This window comes from Serratia sp. CY29653, assembly GCF_052169255.1.
Taxonomy (GTDB): domain Bacteria; phylum Pseudomonadota; class Gammaproteobacteria; order Enterobacterales; family Enterobacteriaceae; genus Serratia; species Serratia sarumanii.
This window is the reverse complement of record NZ_JBJNLC010000002.1, coordinates 191,520-207,089: the sequence shown is the minus strand read 5'-3', so window position 1 is coordinate 207,089 and position 15,570 is coordinate 191,520. Positions and strand designations below refer to the sequence as shown.

The following is a 15,570-nucleotide window of genomic DNA, read 5'->3' as shown; positions in this document are numbered from 1 at the left end:
CCGCCCTGGCGCCCCGGCCAGGGCGGCTAATATATTCCAGGAATATCAAATAGCGGATTGACCTTTGCTCACCGCCGGCAAAGGCTCTACCGTGACAGGCCGACGGCGCCCGCGCCGTAAAAACCAACGATAACAAACCGTTCTCAGCGTCGCCCTGCGGCGCCTTCAGGGGATACACACCGATGAAAGCCAAACTCTTGCCGCTGTTCCTGCTCGCCGCCCTGCCCGCCGCCGCGTTAGCCGCCACGCCGCCGAATACGCTGGTGGTGGTGCAATCGCTGGATGACATCGTCAGCCTCGATCCGGCGGAAGCCAACGAACTCTCCAGCATCCAGACGGTGCCCAGCCTGTATCAGCGGCTGGTGCAGGCGGATCGCGACGATCCGGCCAAGGTGGCGCCGGTGCTGGCGGAAAGCTGGCAGAGCGATGCGGCGGCCAAAACGCTGACGGTGAAACTGCGGCCGCAGGCGGCGTTCGCCTCCGGCAACCCGCTGACCGCCGACGACGTGATCTTTTCCTACAGCCGCGCGGTCAAGATGAACAAGTCGCCGGCGTTCATCCTCAACGTGCTCGGCTGGCAGCCGGACAACATCGACGCGCAGCTCAAGAAGATCGACGAACATACCGTGCAGCTGCGCTGGACGGCGGACGTCAGCCCGGCGGTGGCGCTGAATATTCTTTCGACGCCGATCGCCTCGATCGTCGACAGCAAGGCGGCGCTGGCCAACGTCAAAGACGGCGACTTCGGCAACGCCTGGCTGAAAATGCACTCCGCCGGCAGCGGCCCGTTCAAAATGCGCGTCTATCAGCCGCATCAGGCGATCGTGCTGGACGCCAACCCCACCACGCCGGGCGACAAGCCGCAGCTGAAAAACATCATCATTAAAAACGTGCCGGATCCGGCCACCCGCCGCCTGCTGATCCAGCAGGGCGACGCCGATATCGCCCGCGAACTGGGCGCCGATCAGACCGACACGCTGAAAAACCAGCCGGGCGTCAAGGTGCTGGAGATCCCGTCCGCCGAACAAAACTACCTGGTGTTCAACACCGGCAACGGCGCCAATCCGCTGCTGAACAACCCGGCCTTCTGGGAAGCGGCGCGCTACCTGGTGGATTATCAGGGCATCACGAAGGATCTGCTGAAGGGCCAATACTTCGTGCACCAGAGTTTCCTGCCGGTCGGGCTGCCGGGCGCGCTGGAGACCAACCCGTTCAGCTACGATCCGGCCAAGGCGAAAGCCATCCTGGCCAAGGCGGGCATCACCCACGCCGCCTTTACGTTGGACGTAGAGAACAAGCCGCCGTTCATCACCATCGCGCAGGCGCTGCAGGGCAGCTTCGCCGCCGCCGGCGTGAAGGTCGAGCTGCTGCCGGCTGCGGGCAGCCAGGTTTACTCCCGCGTGCGCGCCAGGCAGCATCAGGCGGCGATCCGCCTGTGGATCCCGGATTACTTCGACGCCCACTCCAACGCCAGCGCCTTCGCCTACAACGACGGCAAAAGCAGCACGGTGGCCGGGCTGAACGGCTGGCAGATCCCGCAGTTGAACCAGCAGACGCTGGCGGCGCTGGCCGAAGCCGATCCGGCCAAGCGCCGCGCGCTGTATACCGCCATGCAGCAGGAACTGCAGCGCAGTTCGCCGTACGTGTTTATCGATCAGGCCAAAACCGAAGTGGTGCTGCGCGACAACGTCAAAGGCTACCAGCAGGGGCTGAACGCCGACATGGTCTACTACGATCGCGTCAGCAAATAGCCGGCGGGCGGCCATCGCCGGCCAATCGATTGCGGGGCGGCAAAAAACGGCGTTTTAACGCTTGCAGTGGCGAAAAGCGCGAGTATAATGCGCCACAATTTGCCAGGAGAAAGCATGAAAAACGACGTTTGTTTTGTTAGCCGCAATCGACAAAACCGACTGCCTATCGGCGGCCAGCTGCCGTTGTTTCTCCTGTTGCTAAACCGATCGTTTCAAGCCCCTCATTGAGGGGCTTTTTTTTGCCTTGAGAATATCCCAAAGTCCCGCGCCACGGGCACGCGTCGAGGAGGAGTGAAAAATGGCCAACCCGCTGTATCACAAACACATCATCTCTATTAACGATCTCAGCCGCGAGGATCTGGAGCTGGTGCTGCGCACCGCCGCCGGTCTGAAAGCCAACCCGCAGCCGGAACTGTTGAAACACAAGGTGATCGCCAGCTGCTTCTTCGAAGCCTCGACCCGTACCCGCCTGTCGTTCGAGACCTCGATGCACCGCCTCGGCGCCTCGGTAGTCGGTTTCGCCGACGGCAGCAACACTTCGCTCGGCAAGAAAGGCGAAACCCTGGCCGACACTATCTCGGTGATCAGCACCTACGTGGACGCCATCGTGATGCGCCACCCGCAGGAAGGCGCTGCGCGCATGGCCGCTGAATTCTCCGGCAATGTGCCGGTGCTCAACGCCGGCGACGGCGCCAACCAGCACCCGACCCAGACCCTGCTGGATCTGTTCACCATCCAGGAAACCCAGGGCCGTCTGAGCAACCTCAGCATCGCCATGGTCGGCGACCTGAAGTACGGCCGCACCGTACACTCGCTCACCCAGGCGCTGGCCAAGTTCGAAGGCAACCGCTTCTACTTCATCGCCCCGGACGCGCTGGCGATGCCGGCCTACATCCTGAAAATGCTGGAAGAGAAAGGCATCGAGTACAGCCTGCACAGCAGCATTGAAGAAGTGGTGCCGGAACTGGATATTCTCTACATGACCCGGGTACAGAAAGAGCGCCTCGATCCTTCCGAGTACGCCAACGTGAAGGCGCAGTTCGTCCTGCGCGCCGCGGATCTGGCCGGCGCGCGCGCCAACCTCAAGGTGCTGCACCCGCTGCCGCGCATCGACGAGATCGCCACCGACGTGGATAAAACGCCGCATGCCTACTACTTCCAGCAGGCGGGCAACGGCATCTTCGCCCGTCAGGCGCTGCTGGCGCTGGTGCTCAACGCAGATTTGGCTCTTTAAGGGGGAACCGCCATGACTCACGACAACAAACTGCAGGTCGAAGCGATCAAATGCGGCACGGTGATCGACCACATTCCGGCGCAGATCGGTTTCAAACTGCTGACGCTGTTCAAGCTGACCGCCACCGACCAGCGCATCACCATCGGCCTGAACCTGCCCTCCAACGCGCTGGGCCGCAAGGATCTGATCAAGATCGAGAACACCTTCCTGACCGAGCAGCAGGCCAACCAGCTGGCGATGTACGCGCCGAAGGCCACGGTAAACCGCATCGACAACTACGAAGTGGTGCGCAAGCTGACCCTCAGCCTGCCGGATCACATCGACGGCGTGCTGACCTGCCCGAACAGCAACTGCATCAGCCGCAGCGAGCCGGTGGCGTCGAGCTTCAGCGTGAAGCCGCGCGACGGCGAAGTGCACCTGAAGTGCCGCTACTGCGAGAAAGAGTTCGAGCATCAGGTGGTGTTGCAGGCCGACTGAATTCTGCCCTTTTAGCGGGAGCGGCGCTGTTAATCTGCGCGTCACTCCCTATAATGGGTGCCTGAAAATAACTCTACCCACGTTGCTACCCACCGAATTTCAAGCTGCGGCCGACCGCGCAGCGGCGTGAAAGACAACGGGTCTATCAGGAGAAAACATGTCACGTAATATCAGCACTGAACTCGCCCCGGCAGCCATTGGTCCTTACGTGCAGGGCGTTGATCTGGGCAGCATGATCATCACTTCCGGCCAGATCCCGGTCGATCCGAAAACCGGCGCCGTCGCCGACGATGTGGCCGCTCAGGCGCGCCAGTCGCTGGAAAACGTCAAAGCGATCGTCGAAGCCGCCGGCCTGATCGTTGCCGACATCGTGAAAACCACCGTGTTCGTGAAAGATCTGAACGACTTCGCCACCGTCAACGCCGCGTACGAAGCCTTCTTCACCGAGCACAGCGCGCCGTTCCCGGCCCGCTCCTGCGTGGAAGTGGCGCGTCTGCCGAAAGACGTGAAGATCGAAATCGAAGCCATCGCCGTGCGTCGTTAATCGACACGTACGCGAATGACGGTCAGCTTCGGCTGGCCGTTTTTATTGGTAAGAATTTTATTAATCCAATTAATTTATAGCGATAGCGTAATACCGCTCACATTTACAATCCCACAATAAAAATACTCCTATAATTATTTCTCACCCGGCCGGGTCATTGCTGTTTCATTTCGTTCACTCCGTGAATAATGACAGGAGATAACCATGGCACCTAGCGTATTGGATTATTTTATCCAACAAGCTTCCCGTTATCCGGAAAAAACCGCCGTCGTCGGCGATAATAAACATCTGACCTACCGTCAATTGGATGAAGCCAGCAGCGCACTGTGCACCCGCCTGAAACAGGAAGGGGTTCGGCCCGGCGATGCCGTGCCGCTGGTCGCGCAGCGCACGGTGGAATTGCCGATCGGCATGATGGCGATCGCCAAGGCCGGAGCCTGCTATATTCCCATTGACGCCCGCTATCCCGAACGGCGCATTCGCAATATTATCGAACAAAGTGGCTCGCCGATAATCCTCTTCAGCAACCATGATGCTCGTGTAAATATCGACAACCTCCCGCGCAAAGTCCTTTCCATTGATAATATTTCCCTGACTAAAGTTTCCATAACTGTATTTTCCCCTCCGCCCTCCGATGCGCTTGCCTATATTATTTTCACCTCCGGCACCACCGGCGCGCCCAAAGGCGTCATGATCGAACACCGTTCGCTGTTAAACCTGCTCCTCTGGCATAACCAACGTTTCGCGATGGATGAACACAGCCGTTCCACGCTGATTGCCGGCGTCGGTTTTGACGTGGCGCAATGGGAAATCTGGGCACCGCTGATCTGCGGCGGCACCCTGTATCTGCCGCACGAGGAGACCCGCCTGCAGCCGGACGCATTGCTGGCCTTCTTCGCCCGGCATCGCCTCACCCACGCCTTTGTCCCTACGGTATTGGTGCCGGAGGTCATCGGCGCGCCGCAGCCCACCGGGCTGGCGCTGAAATACCTGTTCACCGCCGGTGAAAAGCTGAATCCGCTCGAGCTGCGCGGCATCGGCTATGCAGTGGTGGATTACTACGGCCCGACGGAGGCCACCATCTTCGCCACCTGCAACCGCGTGCGCTGCGCGACGCAAAACCCGCCGTCCACGATTGGCCGGCCCATCGCCGATACGCAGGTATTCATCCTCGACGAGCGCCTGCGGCCGGTAACCGACGGCGAATCTGGCGAGCTCTGCATCAGCGGCCTCTGCCTGGCGCGCGGCTACCTGAACGCCCCGCAGCTGACCGCCGAGCGTTTTGTCACTTCGCCGCACGTCGGCGGCCAGCGCTTGTACCGCAGCGGCGATCGGGCGCGCCGCTTGCCGAACGGGGAGATTCAGTTCCTCGGGCGCCTCGACGCCCAGGTCAAAATCCGCGGCAATCGCGTGGAACTCGGTGAAATCGGCAGCCTGATGACGCAGGTCTCCGGCGTAAAAACCGCCATCGCCCTCGTCAATCAAACGGACAATCCGAGCGACAAGCGGATCCTGGCGTTTTTGACCGGTGAAGATCCCGGCGGCGATCTCATTGCACGGGTTAAACGGCAGCTTCAGGATCAGCTGCCCGCCTACTCTCTGCCCGCCGAGTACCGGCATCTGGATCGGTTGCCGATCAACGCCAACGGTAAAATCGACCAGGCGGCGCTGTTGGCCCTGGCGCCCGAGGCTCGGCCGGCCCCTGCTGAACCGCTCGACGGCCACCAGCGGATCGTCGCCGATCTGTGGCGCAGGCTGCTGAAAATCGATCATATCCGCGCCGACGATGATTTCTTCGCGCTGGGCGGGCATTCGCTGCTGGCGGCAAACCTGGCAAACCAACTGGGTAAAGCGTTCGCGGTCAAAACCTATGTGCGTGATATCTATGCATACCCGAACCTGACGACGCTGGCGCAGGCGATGGCGCAACGCCAGGGACAAGCACAAACGCCTGAACCTCAAGACGGCGAGCCGGCACGCGCCTTGCTGGATGACGTGTATTTGCCGTCGGATCTCGTCATCGATCCGACGTTCGATGCGCGGCAAATCAGCGCGCCGCGCGCCATTTTGCTGACCGGCGCCACCGGCTTCGTCGGCGCGCACCTGTTGGCCGATCTGCTGCGCACCACCGACGCCGAGCTGTACTGTCTGGTGCGCGACGGCGCCAAACTGCCGCCGAGACAGCGGCTGGAGGCGGTGCTGCAGCGCTACCGGATCGCGTTGAGCGCCGGGCAGCGCGCACGCCTCCATATCCTGCCCGGCGACGTGGCGGAACACCATTTCTCGCTGGCGCCGGCGGCTTACCGGGTGTTAAGTCAGGATATCGATCTGATTTACCATTCGGCCAGCGCGGTGAATTTTATCCAGCCTTACGCCTACATGAAGCGCGACAACGTACAGGGCCTGCGGGAAATCATTCGTTTCGCGGCGCATAGCCGCACCAAGCCGCTGATGCTGCTGTCGACCATCTCCGTTTACAGCTGGGGGCATCTGCACACCGGTAAGCGGGTGATGCGGGAAAGCGACGATATCGATCAAAACCTGCCGGCGGTCAGCCGCGATATCGGCTACGTGCGCAGCAAATGGGTGATGGAGAAAATCGCCGATTTGGCGGCGGCGCAAGGCCTGCCGCTGATGACCTTCCGCCTGGGCTACGCCACCTGCCACAGCCGTACCGGCGTCAACGCCGATTATCAATGGTGGGGACGGCTGGTGAAAACCTGCATCAGCAGCGGCACGGTACCGGATTTACGGGATATGCGCGAAGGGTTGACCACGGTGGATTACATGACCCGGGCCATCGCCCACGTCTCTCGCAATCCGCAGGCGCTGGGGCAGAAATTCAACCTGATCCATCAAGGCGACAATAATCTGACGCTGCGTGAGTTTTTCAGCCTGCTGGAGCGCGAGTTCGGTTATCGTTTTCGTCCCTTGCCCTTCGCACAGTGGCGGGCCCAATGGGAAAACGACAGCGACGCGCCGCTGTACCCGCTGCTCAGCCTGTTCAAGGATCCTATGGTGGACGAGCTATCGACGGTGGAGCTCTATCAAGACACCTATCGGTGGGACTGCAGCAACCTGCAACGCTTCCTGCAGGGCAGCGGTATCGATGAGCCGCGCTTCACCCGCCAGCTGCTGCTGAATTACCTGCAGCACGCCATCGGGTATGCGCCGCTGTCGCTACAGGCGTAACAAAACCGGGGCTCAACTGGCCGAGCCCCGTCACCCTCACTCCGTTTTAAGCCCCCGCAGCAGCGCCTCCAGCGGGTACACCGCGGCAATCACCACTTCGTCGCGCGTCTGCGCCGCCGCATCCAGCCGGCGCTGCGCTCGTTCGGCCTCGGCCCGGCTCAGCGGTTTATCCTGCTGATAGCGCTCCAGCAGCGTTAACCCCAATGCGGCCAGGGCATCCACGTCCTGCGCCACCGGCGCCAGCTCCCGCAGCGTGCGGTTGCCCGCGATCGCCGTTTGCAATGCCGCGCCGTTCGCCTGCCAGCGCTGCAGCCGTTCGCGCAGCGCCTGCGCCGCCGCCTTATCGCGCTTATCCTTCAGCAAGGCCGCGACCTGGGCATGCATGGCGCGCACCACCTCGCTCTCCGGCGGCAGCGCATCGGCGAAGCGGTTCAGCGGTTCGAACTGGTGATAGTTGCCGGCCTGGAACTTCAGGTGCTGGCGGGTGTAATAGTGCGCCGGTTCCACCGCCTCGGCCAGGATCTGCAGCGGCATGATCTGCACGCTGTTGCTCAGCCGGGTGAATTCGCGCGCCGTTTCCGCGTGCTGCTGCAGGCCGACCGACACCACCGACCAGGCGTCGATCGCCGCCAGCCGCCGGTACATATTGTTCTCATCGGTGACGTCCTGCGCCGACCACAGCCGCTCCGCCACCGCAAAGGCGCGCGGCCACAGCTTAAGATCGATCAGCGGCGCGCGCACGTTTTCCGCCCACAGCGCCGCTTCCCCGCCGAGAATGTTGGCCTGCCCCTTATCATCCGGCACCACCGGCATCTTGCCCGCCGGCGCCGCCGCCAGTTTGTCGCCCTGGGTGGGGTAACGCACGTTGCCGACCAACGTATAGCCGCTGAGCTTGTCCTGTTGCAGCGTAAACACCGGCCGTGTGTCGCCCATCCAGGTATCGACGCGGAACGTCACCTGCTGCGGCGTGCGCCAGACGATATCGTGCACCGCGCGGCGCGATTTGCCGTTGAAATCGATAAAGCCGCGCCAGCCCTGCTTGCCCTCGATCAGCGTGAAACTGCCCTCCACCGCGCTGCCCTTCAGGCGCGGCATGCTGAAACGCCAGCTTTGCGCCTGCTCGCCGGGTTGTACCGCCGTCTCAACCCCCAGCGGCTGCGGCAGAATTTCATTGCGGTAGTGATAGGCGGTGCTTTGCGGCTGATCGAGGTAGAAACCGGTGGAGAGGATGCCCTGATAGCCGTCCTGCGCGCTGGCGCCCAGCGAGTCTTGCCCTTGCCAGGACTGAATGACGATCGAACGCGGCAGCGACGGATGGTAGATCTCGTCCCAGCCGACCATCTGCCGCTGGTGCTTCTCGAGGATCTTTTCCAGCTTCTGGTTGAAGTAGGCCTGCAGCGCATGGGTATCCGCCAGCCCGTTCTGCTGCATAAACGCCTGAATCGACGGCGACGCCCGCCACTGGCTGGCGTCCACTTCGTCGCCGCCGATGTGCAGATAAGGATCGGGGAAGATCGCCGCCAGCTCGCCGACGATCGTGTCGACAAACTGATACACCTCGTCGCGGGTCGGATCGAGCGTCGGCTTATGCACGCCCCACTCGCGCTCCATCCGATACGGCCCCGGCGCGCTCATCAGGTCGGGATAGGCCACCGCAATGCTGGAGGCATGCCCCGGCATGTCGATCTCCGGCACCACGCGAATGCCGCGCGCCGTGGCGTAAGCCACCACCTGCCGCATCTGCTCGCGGGTGTAGAACTGGCCGTCGCTGGCCTGCTGTTGCAGCTTGGGATAATGCTCGGAGGCAAAGCGCCAGCCCTGATCGTCGGTCAGGTGCCAGTGGAACACGTTAAGCTTGGCCGCCGCCATGCCGTCGAGCTGGCGCAGAATGTCCGGCAGCGGCAGGAAATGACGCGCCGAATCCAGCAGCACGCCGCGCCACGGAAAACGCGGCACGTCGCGGATATCCACCAGCGGCAGGAAGGTATTTTGCCCGTCGGTCTGCAGCAGCTGCAGCAGGGTCTCCATGCCGCGCAGCGCGCCGAAACGCGTGTTGGCGGTCAACGTGGCGCCCTGCGGCGTGACCGCCAGCCGGTAACTCTCATCGCTGCCCGGCAGCGGCTGCGCCGCCACCCGGTCCTTGATCACCACCTTGATCGCCGCGCCGTTCGCTTCTTCCATCGGCGCCAGCGTCCAGCCGGTCTGCAGTTCGATGCGCTGGCGCCAGCGCGGCAGCGCGTCGCCCAGATCGTCGCCCTGCAGCGTCAGAGACAAACGGTGATCCAGCACCAGCTTGCCCGCCGGTTGCGTCACTTCCACCTGCTGCGGCCAGGGCATCAGCGGCAGATCGCCGGCCGGCTGCGCCAGCGCGCCGCAGGAAAACCATAACGATGAAGCCAGTAGCGTATAACGGAAAGGTCTGTGCATCGGAAATTCCTCAGAGGAAAAAAACAAAATATCCCCAATGAATTTCAAACCACCGCTAGGCGGCAAGCGCCCGCATCCCCAGGCGCTTAGGTCTGCTAAGTAACTGGAGGGCGGGCGTACAGTCAACAACGCGGTGGCTTGAAAGGCGCAGGGGAAAACAGCCAACGCTGTAGATAAAGACTCAGCCCAGAACAGATGTCCAACCGTTGCGGTGAAAAAGCGGACGGGATCACAGTTGCCCCCTCCCGGCCTGAGGGGGCGAGCGGGTTATTGCCAGCCGTAGCGGCGCACGAACCAGCCTTTCACGCACTGGGTCAGCACCATGTAACCGACGAGGATCAGCACCAGCCACGGGAAGTAGCCGAGCGGCAGCGCCTGCAGCTGCAGGAAGCCGGCCAGCGGCGAGAACACCAGGCCGATGCCGGTGGCGATCACCGCCAGCGTCATGATGCACAGCGGCCAGGACGGGCGGCTCTGGATAAACGGAATTTTGCGCGTGCGGATCATGTGGACGATCAGCGTTTGCGACAGCAGCCCTTCCACGAACCAGCCGGACTGGAACAGCGTCTGCATTTCCGGCGTATTGGCCTTGAATACCCACCACATCAGGCTGAAGGTCAGCACGTCGAAGATCGAGCTGATCGGCCCGAAGAACACCATAAACCGCCCCAGATCGGCGGAGTTCCAGCGCTGCGGCTGGGTGATCTGATCGTCGTCGACGTTATCGAACGGGATGGCGATCTGCGAGATGTCGTACATCAGGTTCTGAATCAGCAGGTGCAGCGGCAGCATCGGCAGAAACGGCAGGAAGGCGCTGGCGATCAGCACGCTGAACACGTTACCGAAGTTGGAGCTGGCGGTCATCTTGATGTATTTCAGCATGTTGGCGAAGGTGCGGCGCCCTTCGATCACCCCCTGCTCCAGCACCATCAGGCTTTTTTCCAGCAGGATAATGTCCGCCGCCTCCTTGGCGATGTCCACCGCCGAATCGACGGAGATGCCGATATCGGCCGCGCGCAGCGCCGGCGCATCGTTGATGCCGTCGCCCATAAAGCCCACCACGTGCCCCTGGCGGCGCAGCAGTTTGACGATGCGTTCCTTGTGCAGCGGCGTCAGCTTGGCGAACACCGTGGCGCGCGCCGCCGCCTGCGCCAGCTGCTCGTCGTCCATCTGTTCGATCTCGCTGCCGCGCAGCAGGCGATCGGCCTCCAGCCCGACGTCCCGGCACACTTTGGCGGCCACCAGCTCGTTGTCGCCGGTGAGGATTTTCACCGTGACGCCGTTCTGTTTCAGCGCCGCCAGCGCCGGTGCGGTGCTCTCCTTCGGCGGATCGAGGAAGGCGACGTAGCCTTCGAGGATCAGATCCGACTCATCCGCCACGCCGTATTCATGGGTTTGCGCCGGCAGGATCTTGTTGGCCACCGCCACCACCCGCAGCCCCTGTTGGTTGAGATCGTCGGTGATGCGGCGAATGCGCGCCAGCAGCGCCTCGCTCAGTGGGATCACCTCGTCTTCGTGGCGCACGTGGCTGCAAATCGCCAGCATCTCTTCCAGCGCGCCCTTGCACACCAGCTCGTGATACTCATTGTCCTTGGCCACCACCACCGACATGCGGCGGCGCACGAAATCGAACGGGATCTCATCCACCTTGCGGTAGTTTTGCAACGCCGCCGGCTGCCGATTCTGCTCCGCGCAGCTCAGCACCGCCACGTCGAGCAGGTTTTTCAGCCCGGTCTGGTAGAAGCTGTTCAGCCAGGCGTAGCGCAGCACCCGCTCGCTGCCGGCGCCGAACGCATCGGTGTGGCGCTCCAGCACGATCTTGTCCTGAGTCAGGGTGCCGGTCTTGTCGGTGCACAGAATGTCCATGGCGCCGAAGTTCTGGATGGCGTCCAGGCGTTTGACGATCACCTTCTGGCGCGACAGCTTCACCGCCCCTTTGGCCAGCGTTGAGGTGACGATCATCGGCAGCATTTCCGGCGTCAGCCCGACCGCCACCGACAGCGCGAACAGCGCCGCTTCCCACCAGTCGCCCTTGGTGTAGCCGTTGATCAGCAGCACGATCGGCGTCATCACCAGCATAAAGCGGATCAGCAGCCAGCTGACCTTGCTGATGCCGCTCTGGAAGGCGTTCGGCTGCTGCTCCTGGCTGGTGACGCGCTGCGCCAGCTGGCCGAAATAGGTGCCGCCGCCGGTGCCGATCGCCATCGCCAGCGCGGTGCCGCTGACCACGTTGGTGCCCATGAAGCACAGGTTCTGGCAGTCGAGCGGATCGGCCGCCGGCAACTGCGGCGCCGCGGATTTTTCCACCGGCAGCGATTCGCCGGTCAGCGCAGCCTGGCTGATGAACAGATCCTTGGCCGACAGCAGGCGCAGATCCGCCGGGATCATGTCGCCGGCCGCCAGCTTGACGATATCGCCCGGCACCAATTGCGCGATCGGCAGCTCCACGTGTTCGCTCTTGCCGGTGAGCGCATCGCTGCGGATCACCGTGGCGGTGTTGCTCACCATCGCTTTCAGCGCATCGGCCGCCCGGTTGGAGCGCGCCTCCTGGATGAAGTTCAGCAGCGTGGAGATCAGCACCATCAGCGCGATCACCAGCGCGCCGGTGAGATCCTCGGTGGCGTACGAGATCATGCCGAGCGCGGTCAGCAGCAGGTTGAACGGGTTGCGGTAGCAGTGCCAGAGGTGTTGCCACCAGGCCTCTTTCTGCTGATCGTCGATGACGTTCTCGCCGCAGCGCCGGCGCACCTGCTCCGCCTCATGGGCGGTGATGCCTTCCGGGTGGCTGTGAAAACGCTCAAACAGCTGCATCGTCTCTGCGGCGGCGCATTCCAGCCGCTGTTGCGCCAGGCCGGCCGGCATATCGTGCGCAGCGCCGCCGACGCCGTCCAGCAGGCTGTCGCGGCGCACCAAACGGCGCGGAAGGCCGCGGGCGAACAGGCCCAGCAGCTGACGGGGGAGTTTTTTCAGTTTCATGGTTCGCACCTCGTCGCCCGGTGCCTCACGGCAGCGGGTAAACGGGGATCGTCATCGGCCGGGCGGATGGCGGGTGCGCCAAAAAGCCTCTGCCAACGCAGATCCTTATTCTTTTTTCAGCAGCAGGAGCGAACGACGAAGCGCGCGCCACCGGTTACCGTGATGTACTTCACCGGTAAAACAGCAGCGCCAGGCGGAAAGGTTTTACCGGTGAACCGAGTGAGTGTCTAAAGCGGTCGGGTCGGGGTCCATATGGGGAATCACCTCCGGTAAAGGGAAAAACAGAGCGGCAGGAGCGGCCGTTCAGCGCAGTGCAACAATCCCGTATTGCCTCAAGATCCGCGTGGGAAAATGAGCTATGCTGACGGGCATTGTTTTACAGGCCATTATGTTACGCCTGTCCACCTCAACGAAAAGTAAACCATGCAAAACCGGCTGACCATCAAGGACATCGCACGCCTGAGCGGCGTAGGCAAATCCACCGTCTCACGGGTGCTGAACAACGAAGGCAGCGTGAGCCCGCAGACCCGCGAACGGGTGGAAGCGGTGATCCGTCAGCAAGGGTTTACCCCCTCCAAGTCGGCGCGCGCCATGCGCGGCCAGAGCGACAAAGTGGTGGGCATCATCGTTTCCCGTCTCGATTCGCCGTCGGAAAACCAGGCGGTGCGCACCATGCTGCCGCTGCTGTATCAGCAGGGTTTCGATCCTATCGTGATGGAGAGCCAGTTCGAAACCCGCCTGGTGCAGGAGCACCTGCACGTGCTGCGCCAACGCAACGTCGACGGCGTGATCCTGTTCGGCTTTACCGGGCTGACCGCGGCGATGCTCAAACCGTGGCAGGAAAAAATGGTGGTGATGGTGCGCGAATACGACGGCTTTTCGTCCGTCTGCTACGACGACGCCGGCGCGGTGAACCTGCTGATGGATCGCCTGTATCGGCAAGGGCACCGGCACATCGGCTATCTGGGGGTGCAGCTCAGCGACGCCACCACCGGCCAGCGCCGCTACCAGGCCTATCTCGACGCCTGCGAGCGCCTCAAGCTCACGCCGCGCGCCACGCTGGGCGAGCTGAGCTACCAGAGCGGTTTCCAACACGCCGCCGAGGTGATCGACCCGCACACCAGCGCGCTGATCTGCGCCTCCGACAGCATCGCCCTGGGGGCGATCAAATACCTGCAGCAGCAGCCGACGCACGCCATCCAGGTGTGCGCCATCGGCAACACCCCGCTGCTCAGCTTCCTGTTCCCCGACACCCTGTCGGTGGAGTTCGGCTACGGCAGCGCCGGCCTGCTGGCGGCGCAACAGCTGCTGGCGCAGCTCAACGGTGAACAGGGGATCCGCCGCCTGGTGGTGCCCAGCAAACTTTCCTGATTAAAAGACGACCATTTTTTGTCATTTTGTGATCCTCGCCCCAAACCGGGAACGTTCCCATTCCATAAAAAAATCCGAGTGACTAAGCTTTGATCATTACTCAGCCAACACCTCTGCAGGTATCCCATAATGAGCAAAGTAAAACAGCAGGATATTGATCGCCTGATTGTTTTGGTCGGCGGCCGCGAAAACATCGCCACCGTCAGCCATTGCATTACCCGGTTGCGTTTCGTCCTCAACGACCCCAGCAAGGCCAGCCCCAAGGAAATCGAAGAGCTGCCGATGGTCAAAGGCTGCTTCACCAACGCCGGGCAGTTCCAGGTGGTGATCGGCACCGACGTCGGCGACTACTATCAGGCGCTGATCGCCAGCACCGGCGTCAACGAGGCCGACAAAGAACAGGCCAAGGTGGCCGCGCGCCAGAACATGACCTGGACCGAGCGCACCATCTCCCACTTCGCCGAAATCTTCTTCCCGCTGCTGCCGGCGCTGATCAGCGGCGGTCTGATCCTCGGCTTCCGCAACGTGATTGGCGACATCCCGATGTCCGGCGGCCAAACGCTGGCGCAGATGCACCCGGCGTGGAAAACCATTTACGACTTCCTGTGGTTGCTCGGTGAAGCGATCTTCATGTTCCTGCCGGTGGCCATCTGCTGGTCGACGGTGAAAAAGATGGGCGGCACCCCGGTACTCGGCATCGTGCTGGGCGTCACCCTGGTGTCGCCGCAGCTGATGAACTCCTACCTGCTCGGCCAGCAAACGCCGGAAGTGTGGAACTTCGGCTGGTTCGTGATCCAGAAAGTCGGCTATCAGGCGCAGGTGATCCCGTCGATCCTGGCGGGCATGGCGCTGGGCTGGATCGAAACCCGGCTGAAAAAGATCGTCCCCGACTATCTCTATCTGGTGGTGGTGCCGGTGGTTTCGCTGCTGCTGGCGGTGTTCCTGGCGCACGCGCTGATCGGGCCGTTCGGCCGCATGATCGGCGACGGGGTTGCCTGGGCGGTGAAAGCGGTGATGACCGGCAGCTTCGCCCCGGTGGGCGCCGCGCTGTTCGGCTTCCTGTATGCACCGCTGGTGATCACCGGCGTGCACCAGACCACGCTGGCCATCGACATGCAGATGATTCAGAGCATGGGCGGCACCCCGGTGTGGCCGCTGATTGCGCTGTCCAACATCGCGCAGGCCTCGGCGGTGCTCGGCATCATCATCATCAGCCGCAAGGCCAACGAGCGTGAAATCTCGGTGCCGGCGGCGATCTCCGCCTACCTCGGCGTGACCGAACCGGCGATGTACGGCATCAACCTCAAATACCGTTTCCCGATGCTGTGCGCGATGATCGGCTCCGCGATCGCGGGCCTGATCTGCGGCCTGGACGGCGTGATGGCCAACGGCATCGGCGTCGGCGGCCTGCCGGGCATCCTGTCTATCAAGCCGCAGTTCTGGCTGATTTACTCGCTGGCGATTCTGGTGGCGATCGTCATCCCGCTGGTGCTGACCATCATGGTCTACAAACGCAAGGCCGCCCGCGGCGAGCTGCCGGTTTAATTGACGCAAAATGAATGTAGGGGCCCGCTCACGCGGGCCCGTTGTCACGATTC

General features: G+C 62.5%; 9 protein-coding genes. 7 read left to right on the top strand and 2 right to left on the bottom strand.

The window, feature by feature from the left end:
* Window positions 1–182 precede the first annotated feature (182 nt).
* The 5 genes from ACJ8HN_RS14555 (at window position 183) to ACJ8HN_RS14535 (ending at window position 7,198) form a co-directional block, all read left to right on the top strand.
* Entirely contained in the window at window positions 183–1,751 is a 1,569-nt protein-coding gene (locus ACJ8HN_RS14555) for an ABC transporter substrate-binding protein (protein ID WP_060427295.1), read from the top strand.
* Between the two features lie 298 nt (window positions 1,752–2,049).
* Complete coding sequence (gene pyrB, locus ACJ8HN_RS14550) at window positions 2,050–2,985, top strand: aspartate carbamoyltransferase (protein WP_033636864.1); 936 nt, start codon at window positions 2,050–2,052, stop codon at window positions 2,983–2,985.
* Window positions 2,986–2,997: 12 nt separating this feature from the next.
* Window positions 2,998–3,462 (top strand): aspartate carbamoyltransferase regulatory subunit, encoded by a 465-nt coding sequence (pyrI, locus tag ACJ8HN_RS14545; RefSeq protein WP_033636863.1) that lies wholly within the window; start codon window positions 2,998–3,000, stop codon window positions 3,460–3,462.
* Between the two features lie 157 nt (window positions 3,463–3,619).
* Window positions 3,620–4,006: a 2-iminobutanoate/2-iminopropanoate deaminase gene (ridA, locus tag ACJ8HN_RS14540; protein WP_004933379.1), complete on the top strand. Its 387-nt coding sequence runs from the start codon at window positions 3,620–3,622 to the stop codon at window positions 4,004–4,006.
* Between the two features lie 204 nt (window positions 4,007–4,210).
* Entirely contained in the window at window positions 4,211–7,198 is a 2,988-nt protein-coding gene (locus ACJ8HN_RS14535) for an amino acid adenylation domain-containing protein (RefSeq protein WP_442523618.1), read from the top strand.
* Window positions 7,199–7,234: 36 nt separating this feature from the next.
* Here ACJ8HN_RS14535 and ACJ8HN_RS14530 read toward each other — a convergent pair whose 3' ends face one another.
* Together ACJ8HN_RS14530 and mgtA are read right to left on the bottom strand one after the other, a co-directional pair.
* Window positions 7,235–9,625 (bottom strand): beta-N-acetylhexosaminidase, encoded by a 2,391-nt coding sequence (locus ACJ8HN_RS14530; RefSeq protein WP_442523617.1) that lies wholly within the window; start codon window positions 9,623–9,625, stop codon window positions 7,235–7,237.
* A gap of 267 nt (window positions 9,626–9,892) precedes the next feature.
* Window positions 9,893–12,601 (bottom strand): magnesium-translocating P-type ATPase, encoded by a 2,709-nt coding sequence (gene mgtA / locus ACJ8HN_RS14525; protein ID WP_442523616.1) that lies wholly within the window; start codon window positions 12,599–12,601, stop codon window positions 9,893–9,895.
* A 423-nt stretch (window positions 12,602–13,024) separates the two neighbouring features.
* On the opposite strand from mgtA, the gene treR reads away from it, so the two are divergent.
* Together treR and treB are read left to right on the top strand one after the other, a co-directional pair.
* Window positions 13,025–13,972: a trehalose operon repressor TreR gene (gene treR / locus ACJ8HN_RS14520; protein ID WP_033652784.1), complete on the top strand. Its 948-nt coding sequence runs from the start codon at window positions 13,025–13,027 to the stop codon at window positions 13,970–13,972.
* 129 nt (window positions 13,973–14,101) lie between these two features.
* A complete protein-coding gene (gene treB / locus ACJ8HN_RS14515) occupies window positions 14,102–15,517 on the top strand; it encodes a PTS trehalose transporter subunit IIBC (protein ID WP_033636857.1) in 1,416 nt (471 codons plus the stop codon).
* The last annotated feature ends 53 nt before the right edge of the window (window positions 15,518–15,570 follow it).